The sequence below is a fragment of the Luteitalea pratensis genome (assembly GCF_001618865.1).
Taxonomy (GTDB): Bacteria; Acidobacteriota; Vicinamibacteria; order Vicinamibacterales; family Vicinamibacteraceae; genus Luteitalea; species Luteitalea pratensis.
Map to the genome: position 1 here is coordinate 4,704,042 of NZ_CP015136.1, position 19,656 is coordinate 4,723,697.

Annotated in this window: 19 protein-coding genes; 15 read left to right on the top strand and 4 right to left on the bottom strand. The window is 65.6% G+C overall.

Annotated features, from left to right (window positions below):
- The 3 genes from LuPra_RS19485 to LuPra_RS33350 all read right to left on the bottom strand — a co-directional run bounded on the left by LuPra_RS19485 (position 1) and on the right by LuPra_RS33350 (position 1,577).
- Positions 1–531, bottom strand: coding sequence for a DUF1003 domain-containing protein (locus LuPra_RS19485; protein WP_157899426.1), 531 nt, complete (start codon positions 529–531; stop codon positions 1–3).
- Positions 532–869: 338 nt separating this feature from the next.
- Complete coding sequence (locus tag LuPra_RS19490; RefSeq protein WP_110172294.1) at positions 870–1,166, bottom strand: hypothetical protein; 297 nt, start codon at positions 1,164–1,166, stop codon at positions 870–872.
- A 12-nt stretch (positions 1,167–1,178) separates the two neighbouring features.
- Positions 1,179–1,577, bottom strand: a complete 399-nt coding sequence (locus tag LuPra_RS33350) for a hypothetical protein (RefSeq protein ID WP_234800471.1) — start codon at positions 1,575–1,577, stop codon at positions 1,179–1,181.
- Positions 1,578–2,481: 904 nt separating this feature from the next.
- Here LuPra_RS33350 and LuPra_RS19500 point away from each other — a divergent pair.
- From LuPra_RS19500 to LuPra_RS19580, 15 genes are all read left to right on the top strand, one after another.
- Complete coding sequence (locus tag LuPra_RS19500) at positions 2,482–3,270, top strand: SDR family NAD(P)-dependent oxidoreductase (protein ID WP_110172295.1); 789 nt, start codon at positions 2,482–2,484, stop codon at positions 3,268–3,270.
- A 78-nt stretch (positions 3,271–3,348) separates the two neighbouring features.
- Positions 3,349–3,939, top strand: a complete 591-nt coding sequence (locus LuPra_RS19505) for a cysteine hydrolase family protein (protein WP_110172296.1) — start codon at positions 3,349–3,351, stop codon at positions 3,937–3,939.
- A gap of 153 nt (positions 3,940–4,092) precedes the next feature.
- Complete coding sequence (locus LuPra_RS19510; protein WP_157899427.1) at positions 4,093–4,974, top strand: SRPBCC family protein; 882 nt, start codon at positions 4,093–4,095, stop codon at positions 4,972–4,974.
- Positions 4,975–4,983: 9 nt separating this feature from the next.
- Positions 4,984–6,252, top strand: coding sequence for a zinc-dependent alcohol dehydrogenase (locus LuPra_RS19515; RefSeq protein ID WP_110172298.1), 1,269 nt, complete (start codon positions 4,984–4,986; stop codon positions 6,250–6,252).
- A 65-nt stretch (positions 6,253–6,317) separates the two neighbouring features.
- Complete coding sequence (locus LuPra_RS19520) at positions 6,318–7,805, top strand: RecQ family ATP-dependent DNA helicase (RefSeq protein WP_162271449.1); 1,488 nt, start codon at positions 6,318–6,320, stop codon at positions 7,803–7,805.
- A gap of 108 nt (positions 7,806–7,913) precedes the next feature.
- Positions 7,914–9,440 carry an FAD-dependent oxidoreductase gene (locus tag LuPra_RS19525; protein WP_162271450.1) on the top strand — a complete coding sequence of 509 codons (1,527 nt, stop codon included), beginning with the start codon at positions 7,914–7,916 and terminating at the stop codon, positions 9,438–9,440.
- A gap of 68 nt (positions 9,441–9,508) precedes the next feature.
- On the top strand, positions 9,509–10,795 hold the full coding sequence (locus LuPra_RS19530; RefSeq protein ID WP_110172301.1) for an NAD(P)/FAD-dependent oxidoreductase: 1,287 nt from the start codon (positions 9,509–9,511) through the stop codon (positions 10,793–10,795).
- 181 nt (positions 10,796–10,976) lie between these two features.
- Entirely contained in the window at positions 10,977–11,183 is a 207-nt protein-coding gene (locus tag LuPra_RS19535; RefSeq protein WP_110172302.1) for a DUF6496 domain-containing protein, read from the top strand.
- 73 nt (positions 11,184–11,256) lie between these two features.
- The gene (locus tag LuPra_RS19540; RefSeq protein WP_110172303.1) at positions 11,257–12,291 is read left to right on the top strand and encodes an SDR family NAD(P)-dependent oxidoreductase; all 1,035 of its coding nucleotides are present in this window, start codon (positions 11,257–11,259) and stop codon (positions 12,289–12,291) included.
- 476 nt (positions 12,292–12,767) lie between these two features.
- Positions 12,768–13,070, top strand: coding sequence for a 4a-hydroxytetrahydrobiopterin dehydratase (locus LuPra_RS19545; RefSeq protein WP_110172304.1), 303 nt, complete (start codon positions 12,768–12,770; stop codon positions 13,068–13,070).
- Between the two features lie 1,465 nt (positions 13,071–14,535).
- Complete coding sequence (locus LuPra_RS19560) at positions 14,536–15,081, top strand: hypothetical protein (RefSeq protein WP_157899429.1); 546 nt, start codon at positions 14,536–14,538, stop codon at positions 15,079–15,081.
- On the top strand, positions 15,078–15,398 hold the full coding sequence (locus LuPra_RS19565) for a hypothetical protein (protein WP_110172308.1): 321 nt from the start codon (positions 15,078–15,080) through the stop codon (positions 15,396–15,398). Before LuPra_RS19560 ends, LuPra_RS19565 begins: the two co-directional genes overlap by 4 nt.
- Positions 15,399–15,410: 12 nt before the next feature.
- Entirely contained in the window at positions 15,411–16,418 is a 1,008-nt protein-coding gene (gene istA, locus LuPra_RS19570; protein WP_110172309.1) for an IS21 family transposase, read from the top strand.
- A gap of 38 nt (positions 16,419–16,456) precedes the next feature.
- Positions 16,457–16,849, top strand: coding sequence for an ATP-binding protein (locus tag LuPra_RS19575; protein ID WP_157899430.1), 393 nt, complete (start codon positions 16,457–16,459; stop codon positions 16,847–16,849).
- A 330-nt stretch (positions 16,850–17,179) separates the two neighbouring features.
- The gene (locus LuPra_RS19580) at positions 17,180–17,563 is read left to right on the top strand and encodes a DUF6335 family protein (protein WP_110172311.1); all 384 of its coding nucleotides are present in this window, start codon (positions 17,180–17,182) and stop codon (positions 17,561–17,563) included.
- Positions 17,564–18,303: 740 nt separating this feature from the next.
- On the opposite strand, the gene LuPra_RS19585 is transcribed toward LuPra_RS19580, so the two are convergent.
- Positions 18,304–19,656 carry a sulfatase family protein gene (locus LuPra_RS19585; RefSeq protein WP_157899431.1) on the bottom strand — a complete coding sequence of 451 codons (1,353 nt, stop codon included), beginning with the start codon at positions 19,654–19,656 and terminating at the stop codon, positions 18,304–18,306.

Genomic DNA, 19,656 nt, shown 5'->3' on the forward strand with positions numbered 1-19,656 from the left:
TCAGCTCTGCTCCGGTAGTTCCCGTGCCACCGTCGCAGCCACCTTCTCCACGTCGACCTCATGGAGCAGCTCCGTCAGCCCCTCCGGCACCGCGATGTCCGCCCGCGCACAGAGATCGCGGAGCATCCGAAGCACCAGCGTCATCTCCTGCTCGGCGAGCAGGTTCACCTGCAGGTCGATCTGGGCGCGCTGATCGGAGTCGCGGGTCAGACGGTTCTGGCTGTTGAGAACGAACAGTGACAGAAAAATGGCCTCGAGGCTGACGATCGACGTCAGGAGCGAAAACGGAAACGGGTCAAACGGTGTGGGCAGAACGGCATTTGCCGTGACCCAACACGAGAACCACAGGGCGTGCAGGATCAATGACGCAGTGGTGCCCACCGAGTACGTCACGCGATCACACACCAGAGCAAAGGCTGACCGCTGGAGCGCAGAACGCTTCGCCAGCAGCGCGACGGCTCGGGTGTTTCGGACGATCGGATCCTCTGCGTTCCCTGGCGCTGTCGCTAACGGCGTTGAGAGTGTGGTCACCTGAAGGCCTTCTCCCCGAATCTGTCGAGAGAAAGGCTCGACGTCCTGTGTTGCGTCCGGCGCATGCCGAAGGCGATCTTGCCCGCGTGGCCGAGCAGCAGACCGCAAAAGATTCCCTCGCACTGACCTCCTGCCCGTAACCTCCAGCGCCAAGGCCCCCACGACGCTCGGTACGCGCTGACCACGCGACCAATGCGTCGATCAGCGGTAACGTCGTGTATCCGCGACGGACGTGCGACGTCGAACAGAACGGACGGCGCCCTATCTCGCTGGTCGGCCGCGCCTTGATGTGCGCGGGACTGCACTCTGGTCAGCGCATCCGATGCTCAGCCAGTGATTCACGGCACGACCGCGGGAAGCGCGCGAATGGGAATCTCCTCCTCACCGAAGCGTGCCGCCAGCTCACGCGCATAGGCGCGCCACTGTTCGCGCTCGAAGATCTCGATCAGCACTTCGACCATGATGACGTCGTCGTGCTGCTCGATGCCGTCCGGCCCTACCCAGGCGCCTTTGGCCGGAGAACGGACATACGCCGTCACGCCCTGGTACCGCTGGACCAGCTCGGCGCGCGTCTGTGCGATAGCGGCGTGGTTGCCCGGCGCGGACGTGACGGGAAGAAGAAGCTGAATCAGCACACGGCCGTCCTGCTAGCGCTTCTTGCTGGCCCGCTTCCCTGGAGTCTTCTCAGGGGATTGGTCACCCTGGTCGCCGAAGCCAGCCTTGACAGTCTTCTTCGCGGTGCGCATGCCATCTGCGCGCTGCGATCGCCCGACGTCGTCCATTTCGTTGAACTGGCCGGCGCCGGTGCGCTTTGCGTAGGCGCTCGCGCCGGGCTTACGAACCAGATCCCTCTTCGTGCTGGCGCGTTTCGTGGTCTTTCGAGCAGTTGCCTTGGCCATCTTTCTCGTCTCAAGTTGCGCACTGTTCACGGTCGTCGAAATACGTTTCGCTGGCACGCGCAGCAATGGCGCTGTGAAGAAGGCATTCACAATTGGTGCCGGCAGGTTCAAGAAGCGACGGGCGAGACGCCAAGGGCTGTGATTCATTCGGCGACACGGCTGCTTCGATCCAGCGACAACCCACCCTGGAATCATCTTTTCAGCAGTCCGCTACCAGTCCCCACGCGGGCCCACTGTCCTCGCCCAGGCGATGCTGACGAAGGCTGCCCGTTCGCTGGGGAACGTCATGCGATGGCCCGCTTCAGCAGTGCGAGACGCTTGGAGGGCGGGGCTTGTGGCAGATTGCCGTGAAGAGATGCTCCTGCGTTTCGGTAGGAGTCGGACGCGCGGTGTACGCGATCCTAGGGGTCTGCGAACATCGCCGCGCAAATTGGCTGTTGCGGTCCGACAAAGCGCACGCTGAACTCGAGCATGCGTACGAGCCGCCCCTCGACGTCTGCCAATCCATGCCTACCAGGAGCGCGTTGCCTCCTCTATCGCCTGCTCGCCTTGTTGCTGAATGCCCGCGAGTTCGTTCCCCGCGCCGTCGACAGCGCGTACGAGTTCATCGATCTCGAGATGCAGGGCGCGCGTGTCGGTGTAAGGGTTGGTGTTTCCCGCCCGAACTCTTCGCCACTGCTGCTCGGCGTCGGTGACGCTCGAGCCTCAGGTAGCGTCCGCGTCCGAGCTGGGCCGCCGGGCGTCCGCGTTGCACAGCTTCGAACGTGATGGCGTCACGCTGACGGCAGAGTGACCGTCGCCGATCACTGCAGCTTGTTCTATCCGCAGTCTGCAGGCCTTCACACCTGACATTCGGAAGCCAGCCGGGCCTTGCTCACAAACGTGCGTGCTTGAGAATTCGCCCCTATTGCGGGCCCGGAAACGGATCCCAGCAGACGGTTGGTACGCAACATGCTCTCTGCACAATCGCCTTGTGAATGCGATGGCGTGTTCGACCGGCCCAACTCCGTGTGCGGGCCTTGGCCATGGAACTGCTGGAGGAAAGAGATCAATGGGTAGACCATTTGCCATCGTCACAGGGGCCTCGTCAGGTATCGGGCTCGAGTTGGCTGAAATTTGTGCGCAGGAGGGGTTCGATCTGCTCCTCGCAGCGGATCGTTGCGAACTGCAGGCGGCCGCTCACCGGCTCCGCGGTTTCGGTGCGGCGGTCACCGCGGTGGAAACCGACCTGGCCACGACTGCTGGCGTCGACCAACTGTGGGCTGCCGCTGCTGGCAGACCCGTCGATGCGCTCCTGGCCAACGCCGGGCACGGCCTCGGGCATGCCTTCCTCGAACAGGATTTCGACGATGTGCGACACGTCATCGATACGAACATCACGGGCACGATCTACCTGATCCAGCTCGCTGCGCGGCAGATGCGCGAGCGCAGCACGGGCCGCATTCTGATCACCGGCTCGATTGCTGGCTTCATCCCCGGCACCTATCAAGCGGTTTACAACGGCACCAAGGCGTTCGTCGACTCGTTCGCGTTCGCCTTGCGCGCAGAGTTGAAACACAGTGGCGTGACGGTGACGTGCCTGATGCCGGGAGCCACGGACACAGACTTCTTCGAGCGAGCCGACATGCTGGACACCAAAGTCGGCCAGGGGGCCAAAGACGACCCCGTCGATGTGGCCCGCGCCGGCTACGACGCGATGATGCGTGGCGACGGCGACGTGGTCAGCGGCTGGAAGAACAAGGTCCAGTCGGCGCTAGCCAACGTCACGCCCGCCGGAATGCCGGCCGAACAGCATCGCCGCATGGCCGAGCCTGGCGGCGGCGACAAGCCAGGCCAGTAACGCCGTCAGCTGCGCATGGGTGGGCGCGTCTCCCATCGCCGGGTAGTCGAGGTGCCTAAGGTTAGTAGCGCCTCTCGAATGGTCACAGTGCCGGTCGTGGGGACCGCATTGCTGCTCATCGATGTAATCAACGATTTGGCGTTCGACGGGGCGGACGCGCTCATTGCGCAGGCCGAGGCCATGGCCAAGTGCCTGGCAACCCTGAAGGGCAGGGCGATCGGCGCCGGCGTCCCTTGTATCTACGTCAATGACAACTTCGGTCAATGGCGTTCGGACTTTCGCCGCACGGTGATGCACTGTACAGCGGCAAGTTCTCCCGGCCGACGGGTCTCGTCGCGGCTGCGGCCCACACGTCACGACTTCTTCGTGCTGAAACCCAAGCACTCCGGATTCTTCGACACCACGCTCGACACGCTGCTCAAGACCCTCCGCATTCGCCGCGTGATAGTGACCGGCATCGCCGGCAACATTTGTGTGCTCTTCACTGCCAACGACGCATACATGCGGGACCTGAAGCTGTTTGCCCCGCGCGACTGCATGGTCTCCAACACCACCGCGGACAACGCCTACGCGCTGCATCAAATCGAGACCGTGATGAAGGGCAACGTCACCCCGTCCACGGCCTTGAGGTTTGGTCGCGCCAAACGCTTTCCGCGGCGCGACGAGTGACGCGAGCGGCCAGCGGTGTGGCGTTGCCATCGACGGCCGGCGCCAGCGACGGCTGTAGTGCTGACCAAATCGATTGCCATGTGGTCGTCTGGAAAGCCGTCGTCGCTGTCCTCGCCGCAGTACGACTCTTGACCCGTCGCCAATCACTGCAGCTTGTTCAATCCGCAGTCTACAAGCTGCTCAATCGTCCACAGCGAAGGCTGCATCGCGCCCGCTCACAGGGGCGCGCGGCGGAGAAACCGCTCGCAAGACGGGCTCGACACGGCTTCCGGCGGCCGTCGTGGCCAGGCCGTCACACGCTGGTACGCAACGTGCTCTTCTCGATATCAGCTTATGACTACCGATGCCCTGTATGAGCGCCCCATTTCTCTGAGCACTGCTGAAGACTGGATCGCGCTTGGCGGCGGGGGATTGTTGCTGCTCCTCGGCGCGTCGCGACGAGACGCCGTCGGTGCACTCCTGGCGATTTCCTCAGCACCCCTGCTGTACCGAGGCATCACGGGCCAATGGCCGGCGCGTGTGAATGGCGACACCCCTTCCGACAGCACGACGAGGGCGCTCGGTGGCGAGCGCGGCGTGCACGTCCGGGAATCGATTCGGCTCGAAGTGCCGATTTCCGAAGCCTACGGCTTCTGGCGTCGCCTCGAGCAGTTGCCGCGATTCATGAAGCACCTGGACCGTGTGATCGAAAACGCGAACGGGACGTCGCACTGGGTGGCGGCCGGGCCAGCCGGGCTGCCGGTCGAGTGGGATGCCGAGATCATCAACGAGGTCGAGAACACCCTGATCGCGTGGCGGTCCCTTCCCGGATCTGACGTCGTGACCGCCGGGTCAGTGCGTTTCGACCCGGTCCGCGCCGGTCGCAGTACACAAGTCAGCGTCCACCTCCAATACGCGCCACCGGCCGGAAAGACCGGCGCGCTGATCGCGTCGCTGTTCGGCCGCGAGCCTTCTCAAACCATTCGCGAGGATCTCCGGAACTTCAAGCAGTTGCTCGAAGCCGGCGAAATTCCCCGCGCAGCCGCAACAACCTAGGGAACGACCATGCGAGCCGTCTGCTGGGAAGGCACGGAGAAGATCCAGGTGGAGACGGTTCCGGACCCCGTCATCCTCAACCCGCGCGACGCCATCATCAAGGTGACGACGACCGCGATCTGCGGGTCCGATCTGCACATCTACGACGGCTACATCCCGACGATGCAGAAGGGCGACGTACTCGGCCACGAGTTCATGGGCGAAGTCGTCGAGGTCGGGAAAGAGGCGACGCGGCTCAACGTCGGCGATCGCGTCGTGGTGCCGTTCACCATCGCCTGCGGCCACTGCTACTACTGCAAGGAGCAGCTCTGGTCGCTGTGCGACAACTCGAATCCGAATGCGTGGATGGCCGAAAAACTCTACGGCTATTCCGGGTCCGGCCTGTTCGGGTACTCGCACATGTACGGCGGCTACCCCGGCGGGCAGGCGGAATACGCGCGCGTCCCGTTTGCAGACGTCGGCCCGCTGAAGGTGCCTGACACGCTCACCGACGAGCAGGTCCTCTTCCTGTCCGACATCTTCCCCACCGGCTACATGGCGGCTGAGAACTGCAACATCAGGCCCGGCGACACGGTGGCGGTCTGGGGTTGTGGCCCGGTCGGGCAGTTTGCGATCAAAAGCGCCTATCTCCTCGGCGCCGAGCGCGTGATCGCGATCGATCGCTTCGCCGAACGGCTCGAGCTCGCATCCTCACAGGGTGAAGCCGAGACGTTGAATTATGAGCGGGTCGACGTCCTCGATGCGCTCCGTCAGATGACCGGCGGCCAGGGGCCGGATTCATGCATCGATGCTGTCGGCCTCGAGGCGCACGGCACGACGCTCGACGCCTGGTATGACCGCGCGAAGACGTCGATGTTGATGGCAACCGATCGGACGCATGCGCTGCGCCAGGCCATCAGTGCCTGCCGCAAGGGCGGGACGGTGTCCATTCCAGGCGTCTACGGCGGATGGCTCGACAAGTTCCCCATGGGCGCCGCATTCGCCAAGGGCCTGACCCTCAAGATGGGCCAGACTCACATGCACAAGTACATGCCGATCCTGCTCGATCGCATCGAACGAGGCGAAATCGACCCATCCTTCATCATCACGCACCGGATTGGCCTGGAAGATGCGCCGGCCATGTATCGCACCTTTCGCGACAAGCACGACTCGTGCATCAAGGTCGTCATGAAGCCTGGCGAGGCGACGCCAGACAAAGCCAAGGCGGGCCATGAGCGTCGGCGTGCCGATCTCGATCGGAATGTCGAGCTGGGGTCTGCAGGAACGGGCCGCGAGTAGGCCCCCCGATGTCAACACGGCCCCGCGTTCCAGGCGAAACGCCGTCCCCCGATCACGACGTCCCGATGAAGTCGAGAGCAAGCGGCGCTCGTGTGTCGAGGGTCATCCGTCACGTCTTCGGTCTTGCGGGACTTCGCCCGGGCCAGCAGGCGGTGATTGACGCGGTGCTCGCCAAGCGACATACGCTCGCAATCATGCCCACCGGGGCTGGTAAGTCGCTGTGCTACCAGGTGCCGGCCATGCTGATGCCGGGCATGACCGTCGTCGTGTCGCCGCTGATCGCGTTGATGCGCGACCAGTGCGACAAACTGTCCGCGCTCGGCCTCGAGGCCGTCCAGGTCAACAGCGCGATTCCGAGTGGCGACGTCCAACGCGCCCGCGCCATGATTGGCCGTCGTGCCGTCGAGTTCGTGTTCACGACGCCCGAACAGCTTGCAGCCACGGAACTCCGTCAGTTGCTGGCCGGCGCGGCGGTCGATCTCGTCGTCATCGATGAAGCCCACTGCATCAGTCAATGGGGGCACGACTTCCGGCCGGCGTACCTCGACGCTCTTTCGGGGCTGCGCGCATTGGGGTCGCCCACGGTCCTGGCGCTCACGGCGACCGCGACACCCGAAGTGATTGCCGACATCGAACGGCAACTGGATCTCGGGCCCCTGCGTGTGATCAACACCGGGGCGCATCGTCCGAACCTGTCATACCAGGTGCGGCCCGTCTCGAGCGATGCCGACAAACAGCGCCAACTCGTGGACATCGTCCGCGCGACGACCGGATCCACCGTCGTCTACGCGGCGACGGTGCGCCACGTCGACGCACTGCAGGCGCTGTTTCGAGAAGAGGGGATCGCGGCGACCTCGTACCATGGCCGCCGCCGAGCTGTGGAGCGGGGCGAGTCTCAGGACGCCTTCATGGGCGGGGCGGTGCCCATCATCATCGCCACCAATGCGTTTGGCATGGGCATCGACAAGCCCGACATCCGCACGGTGGTCCACTATGACCTCCCAGCCTCACTCGACGTCTACTACCAGGAGTCGGGTAGAGCCGGCCGCGACGGCGAGGCCGCCGACTGCATCCTGCTGTTCCAGCGACGCGACCGGGGGCTGCAACGATTTTTCATGGCCGGACGGTATCCCACGCACGACGACTTCCTGGCGCTGATCGAGGGCCTCCGCAGTGCGACACGGAGCAACGCGATGACCGTCGATGCGATCCGGAGCGCCATGCCTTCCGTCGCGGCGAGCAAGCTTCGCGTGATGCTGGCTGCGCTGAAACAGGATGGCCTGGTCCGCGAACGTCGCGGTGCGAGATACGAGCTGCGGCCGCAGTTGTGGACTGCGTCCATCGAACCGCTCGTGTCGGCCTACGAACAACGACGTCAGCGAGACCAGACCAAGCTCGAGCAGATGGTCGTTTACGCGCAAACGGCGCTGTGTCGAACGCGTGTCCTGCTGGAGGCGCTCGGCGAAACGGTGGAGTGGTCGCAATGCGGCACATGCGACAACTGCCGCGGCCTGTCGATTCGCGCCGAAGCCGTCGCTGAGGGAGCGGCATGATGGACACGCGTCGAATACGGTCAACGAGTCATCCCGACCGCAACGGCCGCTGGCACCGCTCCCTCTACATGCCCCCCATCACGGTCAAAGACGTTGAAAGGCATGACGATGGCCACCGCACAGCATGACACCACCCCGTACTGGTCGACGTCGGCCACGTTTCCACAATTTGCCAAGCTGGCCGGTAATGCCGACGCCGATGTCGTCGTGGTCGGTGGTGGGATCACCGGTCTCACTACCGCCTACCTCCTCGCGAAGGCCGGCACACGCGTCGTCGTGCTCGAACGTGGCCGTTGTGCCGCGATCGACACGGGACATACCAGCGCGCACCTGACGATGGTGACCGACACGCGTCTCGGCACGCTGGTGACGAACTTCGGACGCAGCCATGGGCAAGCGGTGTGGGACGCAGGGCTCGCCGCCATCGCCACGATTGACGACATCGTTCGTGAGCACGCCATCGACGCGGGCTTCGAGTGGGTGGACGGCTACCTCCACGCACGGTTCGGCGACGGCGCAAGCGATCAGCGGAAGCACCTCGAGGCCGACGCGATGTTGGCCGGTGAGTTGGGCTTCGATGCCGAATACATCGAGTCAGTACCGCTGGTGGGCCGCCCAGGCGTGCGCTTCGCCAATCAAGCCCGCATCCATCCGCGCCAGTACCTCGCGGGGGTGGCGAAGGCGATCGTGGCACTCGGGGGCCGCATCTACGAGCATTCCGAGGCCGACGAGTTCTGCGAGGGCCCACGCCGTGTGAAGGCCAATGGCCATACGGTGACGTGTGCCGACGTCGTCATCGCGACCCACAATCCCGTGGTGGGCTTCGGCGGCACGGCGGGCGCCACCCTGTTTCAGACCAAGCTGGCGCTGTACACCAGTTACGTGATCGCTGGGCGTGTTGCCAACGGTGTCGTGCCGGATGCGCTCTGGTGGGACACAGGTGACCCCTACCAGTTCGTTCGCGTCGATCCGCACCAGGACTACGACGTGGTGATGCTTGGCGGCGAAGACCACAAGACCGGGCAAGAGGACGATACCGAGGCGTGCTATCGGCGCCTCGAAGAGCATCTCCGGGTAATCGTTCCGGATATCGAATTGACGCATCGCTGGTCGGGCCAAGTCATCGAGACGCCCGATGGCCTGCCGTACATCGGCCAGAGCGCCGACCACCAATACTCGGCGACCGGATACGCCGGCAATGGCCTGACGTTCGGGACGTTGGCTGGTGTCATCATCTCGGACGCCATCCTCGAGCGCTCGAACCCGTGGACCGAGCTGTTCGATCCCAGTCGAAAAGCGCTGACCCGCGGCCTGTGGGACTACGTCAAGGAAAACGTGGACTACCCGTATTACATGATTCGCGATCGCTTTGCCGGCGCCGACGCGAAATCCGTTCGTGCGGTCAGACGCGGCCAGGGAAAGGTCATCGAACGGAATGGCGCCAAGGTCGCGGCGTATCGCGACACGGCTGGCACCGCCACGCTGCGCTCCGCCATCTGCACGCACATGGGCTGCACGGTGGGCTGGAATGCGGCCGAGCGCACATGGGATTGCCCCTGTCACGGATCGAGGTTCACGACGTCTGGCAAAGTCATCTCCGGACCGGCCGAAACGCCACTCTCCGACGTTGACTGAGACGCGGGCTGCGGAATGGTGACGCAGGAACCCCGGTCATGCGCGGATAGTGACGGATCGCTGGCGGGATGGCTGGCCTGGTCGCGCGATCGGTCGGCAGGGTGCCGTCGTTGAGCGCGCCACAACGACCGTTGCGCGTCGGACAGCCTCTATGGCTGGCTGACGCTGCACGCGGCCAACAACGGTATCCAGCCCTGTCGGGTCGACACGACGCGGCGGTCGCTGTCGTGGGTGGTGGAATCACCGGCGCATTGGTCGCACACGCCTTCGCGACGGCAGGTATCTCCACGACGGTTCTGGAAGCTGCGGCAGTCGGGAGAGGCAGCACGGCAGCAAGCTCCGCGCTTCTCCTGAAGGAACCGGACCTCGAGCTCACGCAACTGACCAATCGGTATGGCGTCCGCCGCAGCCGGCGGATCTGGGAGTTGAGCCATCAATCGGTCGATCAATTGATTGCGTTGCTGAAGCGTCGTCGGATCCGTTGCGATTTGAAGATGCGAGATGCCGTCTACTACGCGACGACCGCGCAGGCAGCCGAGCGTCTTCGTCAGGAGCATGAACTTCGTGCGCGGTTGGGGTTCGAGTCCGAGTGGCTTGGCCCCGTTCGACTTCGCCGTCTGACCGGCATCACGGGCCATGGCGCGGTGCTGACGAAGGCCAGCGCGCAATTCGATCCGTATCGCGCGTGTGTCGGCATCCTCCGCGCTGCCTCAGCCGCGGGCGCCCATGTGTTCGAACGGTCGGAAGTACGACGGATCGAAAAAACACCTGATGGTGTGTGCATCAGCACCCGTCACGGGACGCTCCACGCGGACCGCGTGGTCATCGCGACCGGTTACGCGACGCCCCGGTTTCGTCCGTTGGCGGGACGTTTTCGCATGTATCGGACGTATGTTCTTGCGACCGAGCCGCTCGACATTGGCCAGCGTGACGACGTCGGTCTGTCCGACGTCATGGTCTGGGACACCGAGCGGCCGTATCACTATGCTCGCTGGACACCGGATCATCGACTTCTCCTGGGCGGCGGGGACCGTCTGGTAAAGCCCGGCCAACAGCGTGGTCAACACTCCGGGACAGCTGCACGCGATCTGCGTGCGTACTTTGACGCCCAGTTGCCTGCCCTGGCCACGGTGCGAACAGAGCGTGTGTGGGAGGGACTCTTCGCAGTGACCGCCGACAGCCTTCCCTATATCGGGCCCCATCGTCGATATCCGCGTCACTGGTTCGCCCTGGGCTACGGCGGCAATGGCATGACCTTCGGCTCCCTGGCAGCTCGCCTGCTGCTGGAGCGGTGGCAGGGCGTGAAGTCGCGCGATCACGCGCTGTTCGAGTTCGCTCGTCTGCGCAGGCCCTGAGTGGCGCTTTCGAGCCCAATTCGATGCACGCGGGATACACGGTGCGCCGCGCGAGCGCGCAGGTGACAGCTGTCTCGGTCGGCGGAAGGGCGCGGGGATGTACGCTACATCCGGAGGCCCATTCGTCACGGCCCGCTGTTTGCAGGTGATTGAACCGCCGTCGGAGCACTGGGAGGAACACATGGCGACGTACAGCAAGGCCGCGTCGAAAAGCGTCGAGTCGACGATGCGACGTCGGAAGGCGGGCACGCTGAAGAGCGGCTCGGGAAAGACGGTCAGGAGTCGCAAGCAAGCGATCGCGATTGGCCTCAACGAAGCCCGGGAGGAGGGCGCCAAGGTACCGCGCAAAGCCTCGGGCCCTCGCAAGCGCGCTAGCAAGAAGCGCTAGGTCATGGCCATAAGGGGTCTACTGGCCGCGTCATCTTAACGACGGCACTGGACATCGCTTGAGGGAATGAACCATGAGCAGCGGTAGAGCAAGGAGGACCGGACTGGCGCTCGTCGCTGCTGGACTTGCGTCAGCCATCGCCTACGGCGCAAAGGGATCTCGACGGGTCTTTGCGTTCCGCGGCAAATCGGTTGTCGTCACCGGCGGATCGCGCGGTCTCGGACTCGTCCTTGCGCGTCAGCTCGCCGCCGAAGGCGCGCGACTTACGCTCATTGCTCGCGACGAGCGCGAGCTACGGAGAGCTGAGCACGCTATCCGCGACCGGCACCGGTCTGCAGAGGTGTTTGTCGTGTGTGCGGATGTTGGCCAGCGTGAGGATGTCGAGCGCGCCGTCTTGGAGACGGTAAGGCACTACGGGGCCATCGACGTCCTGATCAACAACGCCGGAATCATCCAGGTCGGTCCGCTGGTGCATATGCAGCTGTCCGACTTCGACGACGCAATGAAGACTCATTTCTGGGGTCCGCTCTTTCTGGTGCTCGCGGTGCTGCCGCACATGCGAAATCAGGGAGGCGGGAGGGTTGTTAACATCTCGTCCATCGGCGGACGGATCTCCGTCCCCCACCTGGTCCCATACTCGGCGAGCAAGTTCGCCTTGGCCGGGCTGAGTGATGGCCTTCGCGCTGAGCTCGCGCACGAGCGCATCTTCGTCACCACCGTGTGTCCAGGCCTGATGCGGATAGGATCGCCGGTCAACGCGGCATTCAAGGGGCAACGATCGAAAGAATACTCGTGGTTTGCTGTCGCCAGCTCGTTGCCGGTTGTCACCATCAGCGCCGAACGAGCGGCCCGTCGGATTCTCGATGCGTGCCGGCGTGGCGACGCCGAGCTTGTGATCACGATTCAGGCCAAGCTCGCCATTCTCGCGCGCGCAGTCGTGCCCGAACTCTTCAGTGATGCGATGTCGCTCGTACACCGCCTGCTGCCGCGGGCCGTCGGACCGGAGGGCGATGTCGCCGCGCCTGGCCACTCCGTAGGGCCGGACTGGGCGCCATCACCGATGCTCGCGCCGATGTATGCCGCCGCCAAGAAGAACAATGAATTGTGAAGACGCGGGCGCCTTTCAACAGCGTTCAACGCCTTGAAGGCTTTCTCCACCTCCCCTCGAGCAAGAGCACGACAGGCGCAGGCACCCAGTGCTCGTGGGCCTCGGCATGACACGTGCAACTTGCGAATCGGAGGCATCACATGACTTCGCCAGGCACACCTCGACAGTTTGACGCTCGTGAAGAGGGCAAGGGCAACGTAGCCACGGCCTCTCCCTGATGGATTCGACAACCAAGGCCCGTCCGCGATGACGCCCACGGGCAGCGACTCCGGGGCGTCCGATGGGGTCGCCGAGCTGAAGAGGATGGAAGAGAACGCCGAAGACGGCCGCGGGTGAGCATTCGCGACACCTGCACAAGTCGAATAGTCGGGAGAACTGCAATGCCGGACGGCTCCTCCTCGGGCCACGTCTGATTGGCGCCGCCCGAGCCTTCACGCGGCAACACGGCTCGTCATTTGCATTTCCCTGTCTTTGCGATGGACAAGCCAAAGATCCTGACCGCCAAGGAACTCCGCGTCATCATGCCGCGGTTGGCCGGGTGGAGGCTCGCTCAGAACAAGCTCTCGCGAACGTTCGAGTTTCAGGATTTCGTTCACTCACTCAGCTTCGTGAACAGTCTCGTCGTGTATTTCGAAACCATGGACCATCACCCCGACGTGCGTATTGCGTATGGAGAGGTGACCTTCGAGCTGACGCGGTACGACCTTGGCGGCAGGGTTACCGACCGAGATGTGGAGGTCGCGAAAAAAATATCGTCCGTGTATCGGTCGCGCGCGTAACGTACGCCCACACTAAGAGGCTGCAGGCGATACTCGACACCTCCGGCCCCGCAAGGACGGCCACGGCGGCGCAGCGGATCGGCTCGTTCGCCACGCCCCGGCACCTGCGTTGTAAGGAAGTGCGACTCGACTCCCGACTTCTGGCAACGTTCGGCCTGCTTCTGACGCTGCCCTCTACCGCCCACGCGGCCGACCCGTTTGATGGGTCCACGTTGACGCTCGTCAGCGCCCCTCCGGCCCAGGGCGCTGTCCTCACGTGCGGCTTGCTCATCCGAAATGCGGGTGAAGCGACGTCGGCGGTCGTCGAGTTCGAGGTGGCCGGCGGCGCGATGTTCGTCGATGCGCCCGGGCTCGAGGGTGCGTCCCTCGACGCCACGCGCCGCGTCGTACGTTGGGAGGGCAAGGTACCGCGTGGTGAGGCGCGGGCGGCGGGCTGCGCTTCATCGCCGCGCCGAACGCGGGCAGCGTGGCTTCGGTGCGCGTCGAGCTGCGTGCGTGGAGCCGCGACGCGACCTACCTGACACTGGTCGTGGACGTGGACACGCGAGTGGCGCCGTCGGTCGTGAAGGTGGGCGGCCTAGGCGTCACAGCTGCAGGCGTCGCAGTGTTCGGATGGCTCGGGTTCGGTGCCCTCCTTGACGCACGGACATCCTCATCGTCGACCTCCACGTCATCGCGTCCCTCGACCGTGTACCGGCCGCGGCTCGCGGTCACTTACATGGACGGCGCGCGCCAGCGCGTCGCGCAGGGCTTCGGCACCGATAGCCTTCTCTCGGGTGCGCGTGCCGCGTTCGCGCAGCGGTCGATCGAACCTACGCGGTCGGCGCGACCGTACCGTGCGCGATCGATCCTCGCGACCCGAGTCGCGCGTACGTGGAGCGGCGTCCCGGCGCTGCGTACCTGTTCGCGCTCATCCCTTTGCCATTCTTCCTGCTCGGCATCTGGGGACTCGGATGGATCGGGCGAGCCCACCCGGCAGCGGACGCCGTCCAGACACCAAACGCACCCTGACGTCTGATGGGGCGCGCAATGTCACTCGTGACGTCGACACGCGTGTCCCCCGTCAATGGTCACAGTGCCGCGCCCGGCGCGCGGATCGTCGGGACTCCAAGCCACCGCGGAACGACGCCCTGCGGGTACGGGCAGATGCGGCGACGGGCGTTGGTGCATGGCTCGACCTGGACTCATAGTCCGCCCTACCCAAAGCCCTGGCCATTCGCTGGTCCTCGACGAGGGTAAGTCGGGGGCGCGGTGGCCGCGACCTGGACCTGACCGAGTCGCCCCTGCGCCAGTGGGCGGAGCGCGCCCGGGCCGACCGCACCGGGGGCATGAGAGGCGTGAGTGTCACCGCCAGCAACCGACTGCGCGGACGCGGGCTTCAACTGCGAGATGGCACTTAAGGTCCAGCCGCGTGGCCGTTGGCCTTGCATCGCGGCTCGGTCCCCGGCTGCGCTACCATCCAGCCGTGCTCGCCAGACCGCTCGGCGTCGTCATTGCCTGCGCTCTTGCCCTCGTCCTGAGCGGCTGCTCGATGTTGGCCGGCCCCGAGTCGGGCTTCATCATCACCCTCGAGGATCCGGCCGGGCGGCTCGGACCGCCGCCCTGGTCCGTCGCCGTCTTCAATCCCTACTTCGGACCCGAGCAGGCCCGCACCACACGCACGGCTGGATCTGCGGGACCGGATAAACCTTTCGAGGTCCTGGTGCGCAGCAGGATGGAGAGTTGGCGGATCCAGGATCGGCTGGTGGGCGACCGGAGCACGGTCTTCGGGCTCGTCTTGCCGTCGCTGCGCGCCGACGGCTACTGGCTGGCACGCGTCGACCATGCGCTGGGCGGGTTCAGCGGAACGGGCAGCGCGCGGTTCTGTCGCTGGGGGCGGGTCGAGCCCGACGAGGACAGCGAGGAGCTCCCGATTGTCGTGCGGCACCGCAAGGATGCGCCCGGCCTGCAGCTCGAGACGAGGGTCCGAATCCCGGCACAGCCGCGCTCGGGTCCATCAGGTCGCCCATGACGTGCGGCACTCGCGTCATCCTCACGCTGATGCGCCTCCTGTCGCTTCCGGCAGTGTCTCTCCTGTCCGCATGTGGCGCCGTCGGGGTCACCCACGACGTGCGCATCACCATGGACGATCCGACCGGCCGTCTCGGGGCTCCACCCTGGTCGGTCGAGATCGGCAGTGCGTCTGGCGGCCAGACGACGTTCGGTTCCGCATCGCCAGATTCGCCGTTCCGCGAAACCTTGAGGGAGGTCCGGGGTGTCCATGGGCTGACCGCTCGCTCGAACGAGCAGCGATTCAACTTCAGGATGCCGGCGCCGGCCGATGGCTAGTGGCATGCCATCGTGCTCGTCTCGAACGGTACGGCAGAAGGGTACGCGCGTCTTTCCAGCGAGGGCGGGCCACCCGACGCTGATGCAGAAGGACTCTTCCTGCGCGGTACCGCGATACCCCATCCGGATGCCAATGGTTGGCGACTCGATCTGCAGATGCGGATCCCCGCCGCACCCAGCAAAGGCAGGACCGCAACGCGGCTGCGGCGCCCCGAGGAGGGCGTCGCCCTCCCCGGAACCTGCAGCTTCGGGATCGAGGGACAACTCACGATGCGTCTGCCGGGGGATGCCAAAGTGCTGGTGTTGACGAAGGGCGATGCCGGATACGAGGCCGTGGTGCGTTTCGAGACGCCGGCCGGACGGCAGGCGCAGGTCGACTTCGCGGAGTTCCGCTTCCCGTGGGGCAAACGCTACGCGTTGCTGGTGGTCCTCGGCTACTCGCGGCTGCTGTGGTGTCGCTTCTGTCTGCGGCAGGACATGCGGACGCTGACCACCGGTTTGGAGGACGCCTTTCTGGCGTTCGGGGGCGTGCCGCAGGCGCTGCTCTTCGATCAGATGAAAGCGGTGATCACGCGCGACCTGCGGCTGCAAGGGGGCGCGTTAATCCGCAATCTCGAGTTCCTGCGCTTTGCGCATCATTGGGGCTTCACCCCGCGCGCCTGTCGGCCCTATCGCGCGCAGACCAAAGGCAAGGTGGAGCGGCCCGTGCGCTACGTCCGCGACAATTTCGTGTACGGCCGCACCTTCCTCAATGACGCCGACTTGGCGCAGCAGTGCGCCGACTGGCTCGAGCGCGTCGCCAATGTGCGCCGGCACGGCACCACGCTGGAGCCGCCCCGTGAGCGCTTCGAGCGCGACGAGCGACGGCGGCTGCTGCCGCTGTCCCCACACCGCTACACCTCGCTCGTGCTCGATGCGCCGGCCGTGACCTCGACGGCCGCGCGGCGCGTGCCGCCGGTGGTGCCGGTGGAGAAGCGCCCGCTGGCGACCTACGCCCAGCTGACGGGAGGCCTCGCATGAAGACCGCCCCGCTCTCGCGCCGTGATCGCCTCCGGCAAATGCTGGCCGACCTGCGCATGCCCGGCGCCTTGGAAGCCCTCGACGCGATCCTGCGCGACGTGGATGGCGGCGCCCTGACGGCCGCGGATGCGATCGAGCAGCTGCTCACCGCGCAGATTCAGCTACGCAACAATCGGCGGCTGCAGGCGGCGATGCGCTCCAGTCGCCTGCCGGCCGGCAAGCAGCTCCACGACTTCGACTTCACCTTTCAGCCCTCGCTGCGCCGGGAGCAGATCGACCGGCTCGTCCACCACTGCCACCTCGTCACGATCCGCGGCAACAGCTACCGCATGCGGCAGCACACCGAGCTGTGGCAGACCCTGCACGCCGCACACGACGACGCGCCGGCGGCTCGCCGCCGGCTCCCCCGTCAGGACGTCGCGACGTCCTGAGGCTCGTCCCCTCGTCGATCTGTCAGATTTTCGCCCGGCGTTGACACGCCAACGGCTCCGCAGTCCCGATCCGTACGCTGCGTGGTCCGGGAGTGCAGCCCGCAAAGTGGGCAGGCACTCGACAGACCGATGTGTCTGGAGGAGGTGTCAGGAGTGGCCTGACTCGGCACGGGACGATGAACACCGAGGCGTTCACCGTCCTGAAGCGCGGGAGGCCTGAGGGCGCCTTGGACAGCCCGTGGCAGCCCTGTCGCCGCGCACCTCGACAGTGCAGGACTGCATAGTCCGGCCAGCGCGAACAAGGCGCATCATGTTTGCTGGAGGTCCAAAATGGCGACTGACGAGAAGCGCGACGCGAACGCGAACGGTATCGACGACGAGATAGAGCCACCTGTTGCCGACGTGACAGCCGGCAGCCGACAGCTTGTCGATCGGCTCGAGCAGCATCACGGGACCGACCCGACGCTGTCGGGCGGCGACGTCGATGCTCGCTGGGAGGATGCCGAATCCGGCGGCGACGAGACGGTCGGCGGAAGCACGGCCACGCCTGGACAGAACGACGTCGAGTCGATGGGCAAGGCGTTGGGCGTCACGTACGCCGACAACGAGACTCTCGACCCGGGGGGAAAGGAGGCCGAGCGCGACGCCCACCGATGGGAACTCGATCCGGCCTCATCCGAGGACTACGCCGAGCGGACGACGCCCGAAGAGTAGCAAGGACGCGCTCGACCACTGGTGCGCCCCAGCTGTCCTCTTGCTCGCCTTCGGCTGAACTCGCGTCGCGGACGTTGCGGAGAACCGGGCGGTTCCACGGACATTTCCTGAATCTCGCGCGCGAGATCTCGTCATCCAGACGCGGTAACCCGCAGTTGCGGAACGGCCGCTGCGGTTCCGGACATGGACTGGCCCGCCACTCGCGCGGCGGCGCGGTCCGGTTGCGCGCGCATGAAGCGGCGGCGAGAGCACGTCGTGCCTCTGAGCCGACAGACGTTAGTCGCATTTAACGGGCCTGCAGCCGCTGAGCCTGCGAGGCGCCGTCCGTCTACGACAACTCGCGCGGAAACTTACAGAGCATCATTGGGTACAGCTCGTCGTCTCCATGCACACTGACGACTTCATTCGGCGAAGCGCCAAGCCACGCACGCGCCATCGATCGCGGAACACCACGATTCGTGCGAGACGGAGTCGCCCGTGCACCGCACGAGTTCCCGCAGCCGTTGGTCATAACGCTGCTGCCGGCGGCCTGAGGCGGGCGTGGCCCATCATCGCCTCCCTCGCTACACAAGATCTCCGCGCATCGGTCGGCGTGACGACGACGCGCGCGGAGACGTGCGGAATGTCCTGGCGCTCAGCACCGCGGCGGGCAGCCCCCCGCGTGGTGCCCTTCTCACCTGCCCGCCACGTCCTGTGGCGCACCGCCGGCCGACCCGACACACATCGACGTACCGCCTGCGTCAGGGTTCGCCCGGGACGCGGCCCTGGTCGCCGTTGGCCGTCATCCAGGCATCCAGTTCGGCGCGCAGCGTCCGCAGCTGCCCGGCATGACGCGGGTCGCTGGCGAGGTTCTGCAGTTCCTCGGGATCGGCCCGCAGGTCGTACAGTTCCTCGGCCGGACGCTGGTGATACCGCGCGACAACTGCGGCGGCGGCCGGGTCGGTCGCCGCCTTGTCGCGCCAGCTCGCGAAGTAGCCCGCGCCGTCCACCGGCTTGCCGCGATCGATGTGCGTCGTGAAGGTTCGACTCGGTTGCAGGTTGCGGATGTACTTCCAGTCAGTGGTCCGGACACTCCGCATCGGGTACACGTTCATCGGCGGGTCGCTGGTGTGCGTCGTGAAGATGCGATCGCGATGCGTGGTGGTCCTCCCGAGCAGCACGCCCGCGAACGAACGGCCATCGAGACGCGGTGGCGCCTGTCCCCCGCCGACCTCGATCAGGGTCGGCAACAGGTCGACCCAACTCACCATCGCGTCCGAACGCGCCGCGGCGGCGACCTTGCCCGGCCATACGGCGATCATCGGCGTGCGGATGCCGGCGTCGTACAGCGTCCACTTGGCGAACGGCCACTGCGCGCCGTGGTCGGCCGAAAACAGAAAGAACGTGTCCGGTCCGAGAACCGCTCGCGCGGCGTCGTAGACCTCGCCCAGTTCGGTGTCCATGCGGCTGACCGCGGCGTAATACTTCGCACGCATCTCGCGCGTCTGCCGCGTGTCGACGTGCGACTTGGGCAACCGGAGCGACGTCACGACATCGCCGCCATCGGCTTCGGGCCATGGCACGTGCGGCCAGTTGGTGCCGAACAGGATGCACAGCGGCTTGCCCGGCTTGCGCTGGCGCAGCCAGGCGATGCCCCTGGCAATGGCGACGTCGTCATGGAACGTGTCGTGCGCGAAGTAATCGAATCCGTAATCGGCGGCGTACTTGTAATGAGCAACCTTGCCGAAGGCGACCACCTCGTAGCCAAGCGCCTGGAGGTACGCCGGCAGCGTCTGGAGATCCGGCCGCGGCTTCGAGTGATTCGCCTCGGCGCCGTTGCGCGCCGGCATGAGGCCAGTCAGCAGGGCGGCGCGGCTGGGCGCGCAACTCGGTGACGCCACGAAGGCTCGATCGAACGTGAGGCCTGCCTTCGCCAGGCGATCCATCGACGGCGTCTTGACGTCTCTCGAACCGTACACGGTCGAGTCGAGGACGCCGTGATCGTCGGAGATGAAGACGACGATGTCGGGGGGGCGCGTCTGGGCCGCCGCCGACACGGCGAGCGCGAGGCTCAGTATCCACGCCGCGACGAACACGAGCCTGCTCGATCTCAC